Below are 18,047 nucleotides of genomic sequence, written 5' to 3'. Positions count from 1 at the left end.
CGCTATGGTATGTAGCGATACTACATGGAGGGGAGTCGACCATGACGCTCGAGGTGGAGCAGGCCGAAACCGGTGCCGAGGACTCGACCGACACGCTGCTGGAGCGCATCACGCGGCAGCTGCCGCACCTGCGTCGATCCGAGCAGCGCGTCGCGGCGATCGTGCTCGACAATCCCGTCGGCGCCGTGCATTTCACCATGGCGGGGCTGGCCGAAGCCGCCGAGGTCAGCGAGCCCACCGTCATGCGCTTCTGCGCGTCAGTCGGCTGCGAGGGCTTCCAGGACTTCAAGATCCAGCTCGCGCAGACCCTCGCTCTCGGGCTGCCGGTGACGCACTCCTCGATCAGCGCCGAGGACTCGAGCGCCGACCTCGCCGAGAAGATCTTCGACCACACCATCTCGAGCCTCGACCGCGCGCGCCGCACCCTGGACGCCGACGCCGTCGAGCACGCGATCACGTCCCTCCTCGGCGCGAGCGACATCCTCTTCGTGGGATTCGGGGCGAGCGGGATCATCGCCCAGGACGCGCAGCAGAAGTTCCCGCTGTTCGGAGTGCCGTGCCAGGCGCCCGAGGACTTCCACCAGCAGTTCATCGCCGCGACCATGAGCGGGCCGCGCAGCGTCACCGTGGCGATCTCGAACACCGGGCACACCGAGCAGACGCTCATCGTCGCCGAGGCGGCGAGGAAGGCCGGCGCGACGGTGATCTCGCTCACCGGCCGCACGAGCCCCCTGTCTGACCTCGCCGACATCGCTCTGGTGGCGCGCACGTTCGAAGACACCGACGTGTACACGCCGTCGACCAGCCGGCTGGCGGGCCTGGTCGTGGTGGACGTGCTCGCCACCGGCGTCGCACTCCGCCGGACTCCCGAGCACACCGCGGCCGTGCGACGGATGAAGAGCGAGCTGGCGAGCATGCGCCAGGGCGTGGCGGTCGCCGTCGACGGGGCGGAGTCCGCCGGCACTCCCGAGGCAGCTGCGTCGTGAGGGGCACGGTCCTCGTCACCTCGCGCTCGTTCGGCTCGGGCGGGCTCGATCTCGAACGCCGCATCTCGGATGCGGGGTTCCACGTCGTGCGCGCCGGCGCGGCACACGAGCTCGACGAACTCGCCCCGGTGCTCGGCGACGCCGTCGGGTGGATCGCCGGCACGGGTCCGGTGACCGAACGCCACCTCTCGCTCGCCCCGCATCTGCGCGTCGTCGCACGCTACGGCGTCGGCTACGACAAGGTCGACGTCGGCGCCGCCGCACGGCGCGGCATCGTGGTGACCAACACCCCCGGCGCCAACACCTCGGCCGTCGCCGAGCACACCGTCGCCCTGTTGCTCGCGGCGCTCCGCGGCATCCCGGCGGCGGACCGCCGCGCCCGGCGCGGCGACTGGTCGGCCTGGTACGCCCGAGAGCTGTCCGCCCTCACCGTCGGCGTCATCGGCCTCGGTCGGATCGGGCGCTCGGTGATCGAGCGGCTCGACGGCTTCGCGCCGCGCGTGCTGGGCGCCGACCCCTGGGTCGCCGCCGACGACCCGCTGTTCGCACGCATCGAACGCTCCGACGCCGGGGCGTTCGCGACCGAGTGTGACATCGTCACCCTCCATGCGCCTGGCGGGCAGACGGTTGTCGACGAACGTTGGTTGGCGGCATCCGATCGCCCGGTCATCATCGTGAACACCGCACGCGCGGATCTCGTGGACGAAGCCGCCGTCGCCGCTGCGTTGCGAAGCGGACGTGTCGCCGCCTACGCCGCCGACACCCTCGCGACCGAGAACCACGGTGACGGTGCGTCGCCGCTGCTGGCCGACGATCTCGCCGACCGCATGATCGTCACGCCGCACCTGGCCGCCCAGACGCGTGAAGGCGTCGACGGCATGGGAGGCATGGCGACGGACAACCTCCTCGCCGTGCTGGCCGGACGGTCGCCCGCCAACCCCGTGCCGATGGCATGACCGGGTTCGTCCGCACCGTCACGGGCGACGTCGATCCGGTAGATCTCGGCCGGGTGAACTACCACGAGCACCTGTTCCAGGTCTCACCGCTGCTGCCGGGCGACGATCTCGACGACGAAGCCGCGAGCGCCGACGAGGCTGCGCAGCTGCGCGCCTCGGGCTTCGAGACGATGGTGGATGCCACGCCCCTCGGACTCGGCCGGCGCCCGGCGGCGATTCGCCGCATCTCGGCATCGACCGGCCTCCGGGTCGTGATGACCACGGGTGTACACCGACGTGAGCACTATCGCTCGAACCATCCGCTTCTGCAGGCCCGGCCTGAGGAGCTGGCGGAGGCGTTCGTGCGCGACCTCACCGCCGGCGCCGTCGAGCCCGACGAGGCAGCGCCGGAGGCCATGACGGCCCGTGCCGGCGTGCTCAAGGCGGGCCTCGGCTACTGGCGCATCGATGCCGCGGCTGGGCGCACGATCGAGGCGATCGGGGCGGCGCATCGCGCGACAGGTGCACCGGTCATGGTGCATCTGGAACACGGCACCGCCGCGTTCGAGGCCCTGGAGGCGTTCGACGGCGTCGGCGTGGCCGCGGACCAGGTCGCTCTCGCGCACATGGACCGCAATCCAGACCCGGGCCTCCACGCCGAGCTCGCCGCTGCCGGGGCCTACCTGGGCTACGACGGGGCGGCTCGCGCCAAGGACTGGCCCGACTCGGTGCTGCTGGACTGCCTCGTCGCGACCGCAGAGGCAGGGGGCGCCTCACGCATCCTCCTCGGCGGCGACGTCGCCCGCCGCACCCGCTACCGCGCGTATGGCGGGCTGCCCGGTCTGCGCTACCTCGGCGAGCGTTTCGTCCCTCGCCTGATGGTGAAGGCGGGCGCAGATCTGACGGACGCGGTGCTGCGGCGGAACCCCGCGATGTGGCTCACCTGGCGGCGATGACGCACTGATCCGCGTCGTCCATCGCATCGCGACGCACGAGGGCCATCCACCCACAGTGCGGCGGGTTCCATCAGCCGCTGACCCCGCGTGAGGACGTCCTGGAGCGGGATCCCATCCGATGCGCACCAGGCGGAGCGACTGCTCCGCCTGGTGCTGTCTCGGCCTACGGCACCAGATCGTTGGCCGACCGCAGCACGAGGGGCCCGATGAGCGCCTCCAGATCCAGTCCTGCCGGCGCGGCGACCCGGAACTCGATCTCCTCGCCGGCCAACAGAGTCACGAGGCCACGGTCGACGCGCGCCTGGGAGTGTGCCCGATCCACGAGCAAGGTGACGTCCTTCGCCAGAGACGCAGCGCGAACGCGCACCGCGTAGCCGCCGTCGACGGCTCGAGCGGTCGCGGTCGCAGCACCGGGATCCAGGCGCAGCCGGGGGTCCTCGTCGAAGTACCACAGCGCCCGCTCACCCGTCGACAGCTCCGCCACCACGAGTTCTCCGGTGGGATCGTCCGTCGGTACGTCGAGCGGCAGCGAAATCGCCGAGCGCGCGGCAACGCGGACGCCGTCGTCCGAAGACGATCTGACGTCTCCGGCGAACGCGGCCACGCGAACAGAGACCGATGCCTCCCACATGGAGTCGGAGTCGTTGTGCAGCACCAATGCCAGACCGCCGTCGCGCGGCTGGATGGTAGCCAGGCGGTCAGCATAGCCGGCTCGAAGCGCATGCCACAGCGGCTTGCGGATGCCGTGTCCGTCGACCGCCGCCCACGAGATCACGGGCCAGCAGTCGTTGAGCTGCCACACGATCGCACCCTGGTTGAGCGGGTGCAGCGAGCGGAAGTGTTCGATGCCGGACCGTACCGCACGGGCCTGGTTCAGCTGCGTGGCCCAATGCCAGTCGTCGATCGACTGCGGAGCGGCGATGTGCGCGCCCAGACCGCGCTCGAGCTTGCCATTGCCGTCGTTCGCCTTCTGGTGCACGAGCATGAGGGGGCCGTACGGGTCGGCCGGCTCGTCGTGCACCACCGAGAAGAGGGTCGTCCAGGCCGGCGGCCCCTGGAAGCCGAACTCCGACACGAAGCGCGGCCGGTAGTCGCGGTACACGTCGTAGTCGACCTGGTTCCACACGTCCCAGATGTGCACGGTGCCGTGTTTCGGATCGTTCGGGTGCACGAAACGACTGAAGCCGTAGGGGCTGCCGGCGGAGTACGGGGTCGTCGGAGCAAGCTCGTCCACGACACGCGGAAAGAGCTCGAGGTAATAGCCCTCACCCCACGTTGCGCCGTCGAGCCGGGGACGCCAGTTCCAGTCCACCCATCCCCAGATGTTCTCGTTGCCGCCGTTCCACACCACCAGGCTCGGATGGCTCGACAGCCGCGCCACGTTGTCACGGGCCTCGGCTTCGAACTCGTCCCACATCTCGGCGTCCTCGCTGTACGCGGCGCACGCGAGGAGGAAGTCCTGCCAGACCAGCAGGCCGCGTTCGTCGGCGAGCTCGTAGAAGTCCTCGGACTCGTAGATGCCGCCGCCCCACACGCGCAGCAGATTCATGCCCGACTCCTCCGCGTCAGTGAAGCGTTCGGCCAGCCGCTCGCGGCTGATGCGCGGATAGAGGGTGTCTTCGGGGATCCAGTTCGCCCCGCGGATGTAGATCGGTGCGCCGTTGACGATCACCGTGAACGGGCTGCCGTCGGCATCCGCCGCCACCTCGATCTCGGCCGTGCGGAAGCCGATGCGCCGCGACCAGTCTGCGTCGCCCGCACGCACCGTCAGCTCGTACAGCGGCTGCGTTCCGTGCCCGCGCGGCCACCAGAGTTCGGCGGCGGCTGCGGTGATCGGCAGAATGACAGAAGAAGTGCCGTTGGATGCCGCGACCGCGGCGCGTTCGCCGGCCACCTGGGCGACCACCTCGATGTCGACGGCGTCGTCGCTCCAGTCCAGGTCGACGTGCACGTCGACCTGGCGGGCATCGCCGTCGACACCGACCACGGGACGCACCGACGCGATGCGCACCCCGCTCCAGCTCTCGATGCCGATACGGCGCCAGATGCCGCTCGTGACGAGAGCCGGGCCCCAGTCCCAGCCGAAGTTGCATGCCGTCTTGCGGATCGTGTTGTACGGGTGCACGTAGCCGTGCGGTCGCTTCCCGAGTACGGCTTCGCGCTCCTCGGCGTAGGCGATCGGCGACCGGAACGTCACTTCGAGCCGATTGCCCTCGGGGCGCAGCAGGGCGTCGACGCGCCACCGGTAGGTGCGGTGCTGGTTTCGGGTGGTCGCCACCTCGACGCCGTTGAGTACGATGCGCGCCACGGTGTCGAGTCCTTCGGCGACCAGGTCGTGGCGATCGCCCCGTTCTTGCGGCGCGTCGAACGTGAGCTCGTACGTCCAGTCGCAGCGTCCGATCCACGCGAGCAGCGACTCGTTGTCATCGACGTACGGGTCTGGGATCAGACCGGCGCCGAGCAGGTCGGTGTGCACCACCCCGGGGACGGTCGCGGGAACCGTCAGGGCGGCGATCCCTTCGAACTCGGAGGGAATGTCGCCACCGTCGAGGCGCAGCGTCCAGCCGTCATGCAACTCACGGAAAGTCATAACCCTAGAAGTAGCACAACTACCTGTTCAGCGCCGTTTCACCCGAATTGCCGCGGAGATTTCCCCGCTTTGGCATCAATGTTGTAGTCTTACTACCCTGTCTACCGACGAAGGGATGCCCATGCGCGCCGCCACACCAGTCGCGGAACCCGCTCTGCTCCAGGTCGACGCGGTCACGGGCCTCTTCACCGGACGCTCCGAGCGCTACGAGAAGCACCTGGCCGACCTCGAGGGGATCTACCGCGACACCGCGGCGTTCCAGACGGCCCTGCAGGCAGACTCGGGCGAGCCTGTCTACTGGGTGGAGAGCAGCACCCCCGAGCAGGGGCGCGGCGCGCTCACGATCGGCCTGAGCGTGCTGAAGCCGGGCCGCATCGGCGACGAGTTCGCGATGACCCGCGGGCATCTGCACGCGCAGGCCGAGTTCGCCGAGCTCTACTTCGGCATCGCGGGCAGCGGAGTGATGCTGCTGGAGAGCATCGATGGCCAGTCCCGCGCCGTGCCCATCACGCCCGGTGTGGCCGTGCACGTGCCCGGGGGCTGGGTGCACCGCAGCGTCAATGTCGGCGGAGACAAGCTCGTGACGCTCTTCGCATACGCGACCGAGGCCGGCCAGGACTACGGCATCATCGAGCGGGCGGGCGGTATGCAGCAGCTCGTCGTCGCCGACGGCGACGGTTGGACCACCCGGCCGAATCCCGACCACGGAGGCTACGTTGCCTGAGCAGGACATCCTCGCCGATCTCGCGGCGCACATCGACATCAGTTGCGTGCAGGCGCGCCACGCACGCGCCGACCTCGAAGAGCTCGCGCAGCGCGCCGTCGCCGGCGGCTTCGTGAGCGCTCACGTGCTGCCGAACTGGCTGTCCGTCATGCGCGAGCTGCTCGACGGCTCGTCGGTGCTGGCCGGTTCTCCGGTCGGCTTTCCGAGCGGCGGAGCCACTACCGCGACCAAGGTCGCAGAGGCGCGCGAGCTGCTCGACCTCGGCGCGCAGGAGCTCGACGTCGTCGTCGCGATCGGCAGGCTGCGCTCGGGCGAGACGGAGTTCGTCACGCGCGAGCTCGCCGCTGTCGTGGAGGTCGTGGGCGACCGCGTTCCCCTTCGCGCGATCCTCGAGGTCGGCTACCTCGACGACGACCAGATCCGCGCGGGCGTCGACGCCGCGATCGCGGCGGGCGTGCCCTGGATCAAGACCGGCACCGGATGGTCCGGCATCCCGACCACCGTCGACCACATCCGCGTGATCGCCGACCAGGCCGCGGGCCGCGCGGCACTCAAGGCGGCGGGCGGCGTGCGCGATCTCGCCACGGTGCGCGAGATGGCGCGCCTGGGCGTCACCCGATTCGGAATGAACGCCGATGCCGCCGTCGCGGCGGTGGCTGCGGCATCCAGGAGCGAAGCATGACTTTCCCCACGATGAACGCGCACGATCTCCGACCCGCCGTCGTGCCGACGCTCTACTTCATCGGCGTGACCACCGGACGCTCGTCGATCCAGTACGTCTTCCCCCGCTGGGCGGACGAGCTGGGGCTCGACGGCGCGGTGCTGCAAGGCATCGACCTGCCGCTGCACGCGCCCGCCGACGACTACCGCCGAGTTGTCGAGTTGATCGCCGGCGACCCGCTCAGCCTCGGCGCGCTCGTGACGACCCACAAGATCGACCTCTTCACCGCCTGCCGCGATCTCTTCGACGAGATCGACCCGTTCGCGCTGCTCATGGGCGAGACGAGCTGCATCTCCAAGCGCGACGGCAAGCTGATCTGCCACGCCAAGGACCCCATCTCGAGCGGACTGGCGATCGACGCGTTCCTTCCCGACGCGCACTGGAGCCGTACCGGCGCCGACGCGCTGTGCATGGGCGCAGGCGGCTCGACCATCGCGATCAGCTGGTACCTCTCGCGCCTGGAGCGCGGGCTCGAGCGCCCCGGCCGCATCATCGTGACGAACCGGTCGCCGCAGCGCCTGGAGCACATCCGCGAGATCCACAGGCAGCTCGACACCGACACCGCGTTCGAGTACGTCCTCACGCCGACCTCCGCCGACAACGACCGCGTCATGGCCGGGCTCGCCTCCGGATCGCTCGTGGTCAACGCGACCGGCCTCGGCAAGGATGCACCCGGCTCGCCCCTCACGGACGCCGGCGTCTTTCCCGAGCGCGCCATCGCGTGGGACCTGAACTACCGCGGCGACCTCGTGTTCCTCGATCAGGCCCGCGCACAGGAGGACGCGCGCCGTCTGCAGGTGGAGGATGGTTGGATCTACTTCGTGCACGGATGGACGCAGGTGATCGCCGAGGTGTTCCATATCGACATCCCCACCCGGGGGCCCTCGTTCGAGCGTCTGAGCGAGCTCGCCCTCGCCACCCGGTGACGCCGTGACCGCACTCGCGCTGGCCTTCGACCTCGGCACGGGCGGCTGCAAGGCCTCCCTGTGGGACGAGCACGCGCACATGCTCGCCGAGACCGTCAGCGAGTACGCCACCACGCATCCGGCACCCGGCCGCAACGAACAGCGTCCCGAGGACTGGTGGCGCGCCATCGTGGCATCCACGCGCGAGATCATCGAGAGGGTCCCGGACGCCGCGACCGCCGTCGCCGGCATCGCGCTGTCGGGCCAGAGTCTGGGCGCGGTGCAGCTCGACGGCGCGCTGGAGCTGGTGCGGCCGACGACGCCGATCTGGTCTGACGCCCGCGGTCGCACCGCGCGCGTGTTCACGGCGCTGCCCGAACCGGAGTGGTACCGGCGCACCGGCAACGGATTCGGGGCGGCGCTCTACCCCGTCTTCAAAGCCGCCGCGTTCGCCGCCGAAGAACCCGGGGCGTGGTCGCGCACCCGGCACCTCGTCGGCTCAAAGGACTGGATCAACCTGCGGTTGACCGGGCGCCTCATGACCGACCACTCGATGGCATCGGGGTCCGGCGCCTACTCACTCGAGCACGGCGGCTACGACGACGAGATCCTCGATGCCGCAGACCTTCCGCGCACGCTCTTTCCCGAACCTGTCGAGTCCGCCCACGCCGTCGGCGCCCTCACGCGCGACGCCTCCGATGCGCTCGGCCTGCGGGCCGGTATTCCGGTGTTCGCGGGCGCCGTCGACAACGCGGCGATGGCTCTCGGCTCCCGCGGCACCGCTGAGGGCCGCCTGTACGCCGCCCTCGGCTCGTCGAGCTGGATGACCGTCACGAGCGCTCGCCCCGTGCTCGACGAGCACTCCCGGCCGTACGTCTTCCGCCATGCGATCCCGGGCCTGCACGTGAGCGCGCTGTCGACGTTCTCGAGCGGCACCACGATCGGCTGGTTGCGCGACCTGCTCGCACCCGGCGAGCCCATCGGCACCTTCGTCGAGCGCGCGGCGGCGAGTGCGCCCGGTGCTGGCGGTGCTGTCATGCTTCCGACGCTTGCGGGCGGCACCCCCCTTGAGGGCGGCTCCGGCGTGCGCGGCGGACTGGCCGGGCTCGAGCTCGGCACCACCTCCGCCGACCTCGTGCGCGCGTGCCTAGAAGGTATCGCCTTCGCGCTCGACCGCAGCCTGCGGCTCATGCGCGAGCTGAGCGGCAGCGACGACGAGCTGCTCATCTCGGGCGGCGGCAGCCGGTCGCCCGTCTGGAACCGCATCTACGCCGACATCCTGCAGACGACACTCGTGCGCACGAGTGTCGACCAGCAGGCGGCGACACTCGGCGCGGCCGCGATAGCGTTCGTCGGCATGGGCGCGTGGAGCGACTTCCGCCGCACCGACCACGCCCACACCGTGATCGAGCGCGTCGTGCCCGCTGAGGACGCCGGCCCCGCGTACGACGCCGCCCGCCTTCGCTTCGATGCGGCGTCTGCCGCCTTCGCCGCCTTGCCCACTCAGACCCCGTCTCACACCCTGGAGTCCTCATGACCACGAAGCCCCTGGTCGTCATCACCGGAGCCAGCTCCGGCATCGGAGCCGCCACCGCGCGCGCCTTCTCCGCCGCCGGGCATCCACTGCTGCTCATCGCCCGGCGCCTGGAGCCCATGCAGCGGCTGGGGCTTCCCGAGGCCGAGCTGGCCGCTGCCGACGTCAACGACACTCCCGCCGTCGCCGCGGCGCTCAGCCGCGCCGAGGAGCGGTTCGGTCCTGTCGATCTGCTCATCAACAACGCCGGCCTCATGGCTCTGTCGTCGGTCGCCGAGCAGGACCCGGCGCTCGTACAGGAGCAGTTCGACGTCAACTGCGTCGCCCTCATGAAAAACAGCCAGCTGGTGCTGCGCGGCATGCAGGACCGCAAGCACGGCACGATCGTCAACATCGGATCGATCGCCGGCAAGCAGCTCTACACCGACCACACCGTCTACAACGGTACCAAGTACGCCGTGCACGCCATGACCGAGGGCCTGCGCCGCGAGAACGCCGCGCACAACGTTCGCGTGCTGCTCGTGGCGCCCGGCATGGTCGACACCGGCCTGCTGGGGAACACCGGCGAGGGCGATGTGCTCGACGGCTACCTCGACTACAAGAAGAGCATCGGCGGCGGCCTGGTTCCCGACGACATCGCCCGCGCCATCCTCACCGCCTACCAGCTGCCTCAGCACATCTCGTTCCGCGAGATCGTCGTGGCGCCCACCTCGCAGGACGCCTGATGAAGACGAGCGGAATCCTCCACGCCGACCTCGCCGGGCACCTGGCCCGGCTCGGTCACACCGACCAGTTCCTCGTCGTCGACTCGGGCTTCCCCGTGCCGCCGGGCCTACCCGTGGTCGATCTGAGGGTCGTCTACGGCCTGCCCGCATTCGCCCCCGTGCTGACGGCGATCGCCGACGAGGTCGTCGTCGAGCATGCCCTCGTCGCGACCGAGCTCGCCGGCGCCAACCCCGTGGCGCACGATGTCATCGCCGACCGGTTCGGCGAACTGGACACCGTCGACCACTCCGAGCTCAAGCGCCGTGCTGTCGCGGCGCGCTTCGCCGTGCGCACCGCAGAGAACACCCCGTACGCGAACGTCCTCCTCACGGCGGGCGTGGGGTTCCCGGTGTGATGGCGGCGCCTGCCGTTCTCGGCGCCAACCGCATCGTGCCGGTCGTGGTCATCGACGACGCCGGCCATGCGCCCGACCTCGCCGACGCCCTCGCCGCAGGACGCATCCGCTGCGCCGAGATCACCCTGCGCACACCGGCCGGCCTCGACGCCATCCGCGCGGTCGCCGGGCGCCCCGGCTTCGCCGTGGGCGCGGGAACCGTGCTCACCCGCGATCAGGTGGACGCCGCCGCCGACGCCGGCGCACAGTTCCTCGTATCACCGGGGCTCGACGACGCCGTGATCGCGCGCGCCGCCGAGCGCGGCATCCCGATCGTTCCGGGTGTCGCGACGGCCACGGAGATCCAACGCGCCCTGAGCCACGGCATCCATCATCTGAAGCTCTTTCCCGCGGGACTTGTCGGAGGTCTCGCGGCCGTGCGCGCGTTCGCAGGGCCCTTCCCCGACGTGCAGTTCCTTCCCTCGGGCGGTGTCTCGGTCGACAACGCCGCGGAGTACCTCGCGTCTCCGTCGGTGTTCGCAGTGAGCGGGTCATGGATGGTGCCCCCCGCTGCCATCGCTGCGGGCGATTTCGACACGGTGCGCGCACTGTCTGCAGCCGCGACGGCCACTATCGACAGCTCGGCAGAATAGTAGCTGCACTACCTCTACTACCTTTGCCGGAGGCCTTGCGTGGCCTGTTTGCGCCCGTCTAGCCTAGCTTGCACCACGATATGCGTAGTGTCACTACATCTGGATGACCATCGGCGGTCACACCGGCGACGCTGCGCTCTATCGACGTCGATAGGAGAAATGGAATGCGACGACGGCGAATCGGCACCGCGATCGCGGCGGCGACGGCCTTGGCGGTGGGGACGCTCGTGCCCGCACTGCCCGCTTTCGCGGCGACAACGGATGCACAGCGAACAGTCACGGTGAACCTGGACGAGGTGGTCCAGGACGACTACCTCGGCATCGGGGTCAATGTCATCCCGTGGAGCCTCATGGGCGACACCGCCGCCTACGGCTACGACGACGCCGACTGGGAGATCGATGTCGAACGGATCCTCACCGTGCAGCCCAAGGTGGCCCGCGTGTGGTTCCAGATCGACTGGATGGAGCTCGAGAAAGGGCAGTACGACTTCGAGAGCCCCGAGATGAAGGCGTTCTACCGCTACCTCGACGCCTTCCAGCAGGCGGGCACCGAGGTGCTGCTGAACTTCGGGTGGAAGGTCGGCGAGCGCGTGCACGACTGGTTCCTCTACCCCGGCGTGCAGAAGCCGTACGAGAGCGCTCCCGGCGATCTGGTGGCGTACGGGCACTCCGCCTCCGCCCTCCTGAACGAGCTCATCAACAACCGCGGCTACGACAACGTCGACTACCTGACGTTCTACAACGAGCCCAACGGCAGCTGGGACTTCGAGGGTCCCGCCGACCAGAAGGCGTACTACGCCGAGATGGCGCGCAAGGTGCACGAGCAGCTGCAGGCTGATGGTCTGCGGGATGACGTGCAGATCTGGGGCCCGGAAGAGGTCAACGCCCCCGACTGGACGAAGTACATGGCAGAGAACGCCGGCGACGTGTTCGACCAGTACTCGTTCCACCTCTACGGCGAGTCGTACGACTTCATGAGCCAGGCGATCGACCAGCGCCGTGCCTCCATCGGCGAGGCCCCGCTGAACCTGTCCGAGATGGGCTGGACCAATCCCGGCACAAGCGTCTGGGAGACCGGGTACCCGAACTACATCATCCGCAGCGCCAACGGCGGCGTGCACTCGAACCTGGTGTGGCAGCTCAACGGCGTCATGACCGACGACCCCCGCGGTGACACCAACGGCTCGTTCAATATGTGGGACTCGCTCGTACTCGGCCCGAAGCCGACCGCCGCGTTCTACGAGGCCGGGTTGCTCATGCGCTACATCCCCGCCCACAGCACGGTGCTCGGCACGGAGGTGTCGGACGATGACATCCGTGCGACCGCGTTCCGCGACGCCGACGGCGAGCTGACCGTGCTGGTGGAGACGGCTGAAGGGCGACCGAAGGACGTCAAGGTCCAGTTCACCGGGGGCAAAGTCAACGACCGCTTCAACCGCTTCGTCTTCGATGACTCGGTCGCCCAGCCCGAGGCCAACGCCCTGCTGCCGGCAACCACCGGCCAGTTCAAGCCCAAGAAGTCGGTAACCCCCGGCCAGCCCAAGCACAAGGCGTGGGCGTTCACCGATGGTGAGATCGGCGCCGCACACACCTTCGTGATCTACACGACATCGCCGGCCGAAACCCAGGTCGCAATGACCCCGGCGCAGTCGACCGTCGCTGGTGGCGGACAAGTCGATCTGGATGCCTCGATCATCGATGGCAAAGGAAAGTTGGCGTGGTCGGTGGTCGGCGACGGCAACGGCGTGGTCGACGCGAACGGCCTCTTCACGGCTCCAGCCGTGAAGACCGAGCGCACCGTCGCAATCCGCGCGACTACCAAGAGCGGCGCGTACGGCGTCGCGCAGGTGCTCGTCACTCCGGCGTCGCGCGCCGGCATCGCGGACGCTCCCGTATTCAGTCTCGAACCAGGGCTATACCCCTCGGTCGAAGGCGTGACGATCACGACCGGCACGCCCGGCGCCGAAATCCGGTACACGACCGACGGCAGCATTCCGACCGCCACATCGACGCTCTACACGGGCCAGATCATCCTGAACCCGCTGCAGACGACGTACCTTCGCGCAATCGCGGTCGCACCCACACTCGAACCGTCCGGCGTGACCTCGCGACTGTACAAGGTGCTCGACGTGCAGAACGCCCCCGACGGCTACGAGTTCTGCCAATACGCCGACCGCGGGATCTGCGAGTTCGACGGGGAGGCGAGCGTCGCGTTCGGCTCGGACGGTCTGTTCCACTTCGGCACCTTCGCCGACGGCGTCGACTGCACGGCGGCGTCGTTCGGCGGCGACCCGAATCCGGGCGGCGACAACCGGTGCTTCGTGAACCCCGAGATCCCGGACGAGGAGCCGGTCGTCACGATCTTCAACGCCGGCTTCGAGAGCCCGGCGACGAACGGCACGGCCAACGGTCCGATGGTCAACGGCTGGACGTTCAGCGCTCGCGCCGGCATCCAGCACAACGACAGCGTCTTCAACCCGGCGTTCCCGGCGCCGGAGGGCGAGCGCACGGCGTACCTGAAGACCGACTCGGGCCTGAACAGCCGGATCGACCAGACGGTCATCTTCCCGGCGGGCACGTACGCGATCACGTTCTACGCCGCGAACCGCGCCGATTTTGGCGGGCTTCAAGAGATCGACGTGTTCGTCGACGACCATCTCGTCGGCCACGCGGCACCGGACGACAGCGGCGCGTACGAGTTCCATCAGACGGACTCGTTCACCGTCGAGTCGGGCCAACACACCATCTCGTTCGTCGCCACGACGTTCGAGGGTGACAACACCGGCTTCGTCGACGACGTGAAGGTCATCGTCGCGGAGTGACTCCCGAGACGGCGCGTCGGCTTCGGCCGGCGCGCCGTCTCTGTGTCGTGGCTCAGCCGCCCGCGGCGGGAGGCGTGCGCTTGGAGTCGGCGAACTCGTCGACGTAGAGCCCTGTCTCGTCGATCGTGCCGTTGCGGTAGGCCTCGCGCCCGACCATGTGCGCAGAGAGGGGCGCCGTCGCCAGCTCGATGAGCACCACGGGCACGAGGAACGCGACGACCGGCCACGACCGCAGCGACAGTGCGATGGCGAGACAGATGAGGATCAGCACCTGCACCTGCTCCACGGCATCCACTCCGCGCTGATGGGCTTCAACCAGGCGTGGGCGGGCAACGCCGCCGTGCTGATCGTGGCCGTCGCCGAGACCGCCACCGAGGACGGCACCCCGGTGCACTACGCGAACTACGACCTCGGCCAGGCGGTCGCCCACCTGTCGGTCCAGGCGCACCACGACGGCCTGGTCGTGCACCAGATGGGCGGTTTCGACCGCGAGGCGATCCGCCCGCTCCTCGGGCTGGACGAGCGCTTCGCGCCCGTGAGCGTGATCGCCCTCGGCGAGCTCGGCGACGTCGACGCGCTGCCCGAGCCGCTCGCCCAGCGCGAGGTGGCGCCGCGCGTGCGCCGCTCGATCGACGAGACGGTGCTGCTCAGCGCCTGACCCGCCTCACCCTAGGCCCCCTGGGTGACGTGACTCAGCAGGGGCGGTAGCGCGAGGCCGCGGACGGCACCCGCGTCACCGCGGCCGGTGCTCGGTCCGGGTCAGGGCGTCCGCCGCGCGCACGAGCGCCAGGTGGGAGAACGCCTGCGGGGTGTTCCCCACCTGGCGCTCGTTCACGGGGTCGTACTCCTCCGAGAGCATCCCCACGTCGTTGGCGAGATCGCACAGCCGCGCCATCAGGGCTTCGGCGTCGTCCTGCCTGCCGGTGGCCGCGTACTGCTCCACCAGCCAGAACGAGCAGGCCAGGAACGGGCTCTCATCGCCCGCGAGCCCGTCCACGCCGGTGCCGGTGCGGTAGCGGTGCAGCAGCCCGTCGCGCATGAGGGTCTTCTCGATGCGCTCGACGGTCTTCAGCATCCGCGGATCATCCGACGTGCAGAAGCCCACCTGCGGCAGCAGCAGCAGCGAGGCATCCACCTCGCTGGTGCCGTAGTACTGGGTGAAGTACCCGTCGGTGACGCCCTCGCGGTCGATCTCGTCGCGCACCCGGTCGCGCAGCTCGCGCCAGGTGTCGACCGGTCCCTCGAGACCGAACTGCTCCACGGCGCGCACCCCGCGATCGAACGCCGCCCACGTCATGGCGCGGGAGTGCGTGAACATGTGCGGGTCGCCGCGGATCTCCCACAGTCCCTGATCGGGGCGCTGCAGCTGCTCGGCGGCGTAGCGCAGCAGCTGCCGCTCCAGCGGCCACGAGAACTTCGAGTCCTCCAGGCCCTGGGCACGGGCCGCGGAGAGGGTGACCAGCACCTCGCCCACCACGTCGGCCTGGTACTGGGATGCCGCGCCATTGCCCAGCCGCACCGGCACCGAGTCGGCGAAGCCGGGCAGCGAATCCAGCTCGCGCTCGGTCAGATCCCGCTCCCCGGCCAGCCCGTACATGATCTGCAGGTCGGCGGGATCCCCCGCGACGGCGCGCAGCAGCCACTCCCGCCAACGGCCGGCGAGCATGAGGAATCCGTGGTCGAGCAGCGCCTCGAGAGTGAGAGCGGCGTCGCGCAGCCAGACGTAGCGGTAGTCCCAGTTGCGCTCGCCCCCGAAGTCCTCCGGCAGCGCCATGGTCGCCGCGGCGGCGATCCCGCCGGTGTCGTGGCTGGTGAGCGCGCGCAGGATCAGTAGCGACCGCACGACCGACTCGTGGTACGGCCCGGTGTGCTCGATGCGGTCGGCCCAGCCCTGCCACCACGCCCGCGTGCGCTCCAGCTCGGCGTCCACGTCGAGCGGGTCCGGCACCGAGATGTGCGAGGGGAACCAGGCCAGCTGCAGGTCGCGCGTCTCGCCCTGGGCCACCGACAGATCGCCCTGGTGCTCATGACCGGTCGCGTGCAGCGCCGCACCGCGCACCACCAGCGCGTCGGGGCCGGCCATGGCTACCAGGCGGGGTTCGTGCGAGGTGCCGGTCTGCCGCACCCACGGCATCGCCCTGGCGTAGTCGAAGCGGATGCTGAGGCGCTGCTCGAACCGCATCGTGCCGCTCACCCCGATCACCCGCCGCACCAGGTCGGCTCGCGCGATCCCCACGCTCGGGTCGGGGTCGATCGGCATGAAGTCATGCACCTCGGCGACGGCATCCCCGGCCTCCCAGCGGGTGATCAGCACGAAGGTGTCGGCGTCGTAGCGGCGCGTGGCCACGGCATCCGGATCCGCCGGCCGCAACGACCAGCGGCCGTGCGACTCGTCTCCGAGAAGGGCGGCGAACGCGCTGGCCGAGTCCAGTCTCGGCAGACAGAGCCAGTCGATGCTGCCGACTTTCGACACCAGTGCCGCAGTGCGGCAATCGCTCAGAAGTGCATAGTCCTCGATTCGCATGGCCACGTCCGGCAGTCTCGCACTCCGCGCGCTCTCCGTCGAGGGGGGTCGCCCCGAGCAGGGCACGGGCATATCGTGAGGAGATGGCTCAGGAGACGACACTTCTCATCCTCGGCGCCTCGGGCGACCTCACCTCACGACTGCTGCTGCCCGCGATCGGCCAGCTGCTGCAGCGCGAGCCGGGCAGACGGCTCACCCTGCGCGGAGCCGGCTCCGACCCGTGGAGCGATGCGAGGTGGCGCGACGCCGTGCAGACCTCGTTCGCCTCGTCCGGCGCCGAGGACCAGGTCGACCGGGTGAAGGGGACCACGTACACGCAGGCGGACGTGACCGACCACGACGCGCTCGCCGCCCTGGTGCAGGATGTGCCCGGCCGGCTGGTGATCTACTTCGCCCTGCCGCCGGCGGTCACCGTCGCCGCCTGCGAGGTTCTGAAGTCGGTGACGCTGCCGCAGAACACCGTGCTGGCCATGGAGAAGCCGTTCGGCGACGACGAGCAGAGCGCCCACGAGCTCAACGAGCTGGTGCAGCAGCTGGTTCCGGAGCACCGGATCTTCCGCGTCGATCACTTCCTGGGGCGCTCCACGCTGCTGAACGTGCTGGGCGTGCGCTTCGCCAACCGGCTGATCGAGCCGGTGTGGTCGGCCGACCACGTCCAGTCGGTGCTGGTGCGCTACGACGAGGCGCTGGCGCTGGAGAACCGCGCCCGCTACTACGACAGGGCCGGCGCCATGATCGACATGATCCAGAGCCACCTGCTGCAGGTGCTCGCCGTGCTGGCGATGGAGCAGCCGCACGACCTGGACGAACAGGATCTGCGCGACGCGATGACCGCGGCGCTGCGCGCCACCCGCATCTGGGACGACAACCCGGTGCGCTCCTCGCGCCGGGGCCGCTACACGGCGGGGATGCTGGCCGTGAAGGACGACCTGCACCAGCTGCAGAAGCCGCGCGAAGTGCCCTCCTACGTCGAGGAGGACGGCGTCGACCCGGCTCGCGACACCGAGACGCTCGCCGAGATCACCTGCGAGGTGCACACCGCCCGGTGGGCCGGGGTGCCGTTCACGCTGCGCAGCGGCAAGGCCATGAAGGAGCGCCGCGCCGAGATCGTGGTGACGTTCAAGCCGGTGCGTCACATCCCCGACGGGCTCACCGGCAAGCCCTCCGACGGCGGCGTGCTGCGGTTCGTGCTCGGACCCGACCGGATCGATCTGGAGCTGAACGTCAACGGCGGGGACGACCCCTTCGCGCTGCGGCGCGACGTGCTCTCCAGCCATCTGGGCGAGGGCACCCTGCTGGCCTACACCGAGGTGCTCAGCGAGATCCTGGACGGCGAGGTGACGCTGTCGGTGCGGGCGGATGCCGCGGAGCAGTGCTGGCGCATCATCCAGCCGGTGCGCGACGCCTGGGCCCGCGGCGACGTCCCGATGGACGACTACGCCGCGGGCTCCACGGGTCCGGCGGAATGGGCGACCTCGCAGGACTGAGGCGCCCGACGGCCCGCCGCCGCGCACAGATGTCAGCCGAGATCACGGATGTCAGCTCAGAAGGCCCATCTCGTCCGACATCCGTGATCTGAGCCGACACCCGTGCACGCT

General features: G+C 69.8%; 16 protein-coding genes. 13 read left to right on the top strand and 3 right to left on the bottom strand.

The annotated features are described in order from the left end of the window. Positions 1 to 41: 41 nt before the first annotated feature. The 3 genes from Q9R19_RS10185 to Q9R19_RS10175 are packed head-to-tail and all read left to right on the top strand — an operon-like array spanning position 42 to position 2,877. On the top strand, positions 42 to 986 hold the full coding sequence (locus Q9R19_RS10185) for an SIS domain-containing protein (protein ID WP_311256271.1): 945 nt from the start codon (positions 42 to 44) through the stop codon (positions 984 to 986). Continuing rightward, entirely contained in the window at positions 983 to 1,942 is a 960-nt protein-coding gene (locus Q9R19_RS10180) for an NAD(P)-dependent oxidoreductase (RefSeq protein WP_311256270.1), read from the top strand. The genes Q9R19_RS10185 and Q9R19_RS10180 overlap by 4 nt, the downstream gene beginning before the upstream one ends. Next, complete coding sequence (locus Q9R19_RS10175) at positions 1,939 to 2,877, top strand: aryldialkylphosphatase (protein ID WP_311256269.1); 939 nt, start codon at positions 1,939 to 1,941, stop codon at positions 2,875 to 2,877. The genes Q9R19_RS10180 and Q9R19_RS10175 overlap by 4 nt, the downstream gene beginning before the upstream one ends. A gap of 163 nt (positions 2,878 to 3,040) precedes the next feature. Here Q9R19_RS10175 and Q9R19_RS10170 read toward each other — a convergent pair whose 3' ends face one another. Continuing rightward, positions 3,041 to 5,467: a glycosyl hydrolase 2 galactose-binding domain-containing protein gene (locus Q9R19_RS10170; protein WP_311256268.1), complete on the bottom strand. Its 2,427-nt coding sequence runs from the start codon at positions 5,465 to 5,467 to the stop codon at positions 3,041 to 3,043. A gap of 115 nt (positions 5,468 to 5,582) precedes the next feature. Here Q9R19_RS10170 and Q9R19_RS10165 point away from each other — a divergent pair, with 115 nt between their 5' ends. The 8 genes from Q9R19_RS10165 (at position 5,583) to Q9R19_RS10130 (ending at position 13,925) form a co-directional block, all read left to right on the top strand. Then, positions 5,583 to 6,191 (top strand): glucose-6-phosphate isomerase family protein, encoded by a 609-nt coding sequence (locus Q9R19_RS10165; protein WP_311256267.1) that lies wholly within the window; start codon positions 5,583 to 5,585, stop codon positions 6,189 to 6,191. Further along, positions 6,184 to 6,873 carry a deoxyribose-phosphate aldolase gene (gene deoC / locus Q9R19_RS10160; protein WP_311256266.1) on the top strand — a complete coding sequence of 230 codons (690 nt, stop codon included), beginning with the start codon at positions 6,184 to 6,186 and terminating at the stop codon, positions 6,871 to 6,873. Before Q9R19_RS10165 ends, deoC begins: the two co-directional genes overlap by 8 nt. Beyond that, complete coding sequence (locus Q9R19_RS10155; RefSeq protein WP_311256265.1) at positions 6,870 to 7,838, top strand: shikimate dehydrogenase; 969 nt, start codon at positions 6,870 to 6,872, stop codon at positions 7,836 to 7,838. The genes deoC and Q9R19_RS10155 overlap by 4 nt, the downstream gene beginning before the upstream one ends. A gap of 4 nt (positions 7,839 to 7,842) precedes the next feature. Beyond that, a complete protein-coding gene (locus tag Q9R19_RS10150; RefSeq protein WP_311256264.1) occupies positions 7,843 to 9,354 on the top strand; it encodes an FGGY family carbohydrate kinase in 1,512 nt (503 codons plus the stop codon). After that, entirely contained in the window at positions 9,351 to 10,076 is a 726-nt protein-coding gene (locus Q9R19_RS10145) for an SDR family oxidoreductase (RefSeq protein ID WP_311256263.1), read from the top strand. The genes Q9R19_RS10150 and Q9R19_RS10145 overlap by 4 nt, the downstream gene beginning before the upstream one ends. Continuing rightward, complete coding sequence (gene rbsD, locus Q9R19_RS10140; protein WP_311256262.1) at positions 10,076 to 10,471, top strand: D-ribose pyranase; 396 nt, start codon at positions 10,076 to 10,078, stop codon at positions 10,469 to 10,471. Before Q9R19_RS10145 ends, rbsD begins: the two co-directional genes overlap by 1 nt. Then, positions 10,471 to 11,103, top strand: coding sequence for a bifunctional 4-hydroxy-2-oxoglutarate aldolase/2-dehydro-3-deoxy-phosphogluconate aldolase (eda, locus tag Q9R19_RS10135; protein WP_311256535.1), 633 nt, complete (start codon positions 10,471 to 10,473; stop codon positions 11,101 to 11,103). The genes rbsD and eda overlap by 1 nt, the downstream gene beginning before the upstream one ends. Before the next feature lie 164 nt (positions 11,104 to 11,267). Beyond that, complete coding sequence (locus Q9R19_RS10130; protein ID WP_311256261.1) at positions 11,268 to 13,925, top strand: chitobiase/beta-hexosaminidase C-terminal domain-containing protein; 2,658 nt, start codon at positions 11,268 to 11,270, stop codon at positions 13,923 to 13,925. A 52-nt stretch (positions 13,926 to 13,977) separates the two neighbouring features. On the opposite strand, the gene Q9R19_RS10125 is transcribed toward Q9R19_RS10130, so the two are convergent. Continuing rightward, positions 13,978 to 14,220, bottom strand: a complete 243-nt coding sequence (locus Q9R19_RS10125) for a hypothetical protein (RefSeq protein ID WP_396653475.1) — start codon at positions 14,218 to 14,220, stop codon at positions 13,978 to 13,980. Positions 14,221 to 14,229: 9 nt separating this feature from the next. Here Q9R19_RS10125 and Q9R19_RS10120 point away from each other — a divergent pair, with 9 nt between their 5' ends. Continuing rightward, the gene (locus tag Q9R19_RS10120) at positions 14,230 to 14,583 is read left to right on the top strand and encodes a nitroreductase family protein (protein ID WP_311256260.1); all 354 of its coding nucleotides are present in this window, start codon (positions 14,230 to 14,232) and stop codon (positions 14,581 to 14,583) included. A gap of 75 nt (positions 14,584 to 14,658) precedes the next feature. On the opposite strand, the gene Q9R19_RS10115 is transcribed toward Q9R19_RS10120, so the two are convergent. Then, positions 14,659 to 16,449 (bottom strand): glycoside hydrolase family 15 protein, encoded by a 1,791-nt coding sequence (locus Q9R19_RS10115; RefSeq protein ID WP_311256534.1) that lies wholly within the window; start codon positions 16,447 to 16,449, stop codon positions 14,659 to 14,661. A gap of 83 nt (positions 16,450 to 16,532) precedes the next feature. On the opposite strand from Q9R19_RS10115, the gene Q9R19_RS10110 reads away from it, so the two are divergent. After that, a complete protein-coding gene (locus tag Q9R19_RS10110) occupies positions 16,533 to 17,936 on the top strand; it encodes a glucose-6-phosphate dehydrogenase (RefSeq protein ID WP_311256259.1) in 1,404 nt (467 codons plus the stop codon). The last annotated feature ends 111 nt before the right edge of the window (positions 17,937 to 18,047 follow it).

This window comes from Microbacterium sp. ARD32, assembly GCF_031844385.1.
GTDB lineage: Bacteria > Actinomycetota > Actinomycetes > Actinomycetales > Microbacteriaceae > Microbacterium.
This window is presented reverse-complemented; position numbering and strand designations above follow the sequence as displayed.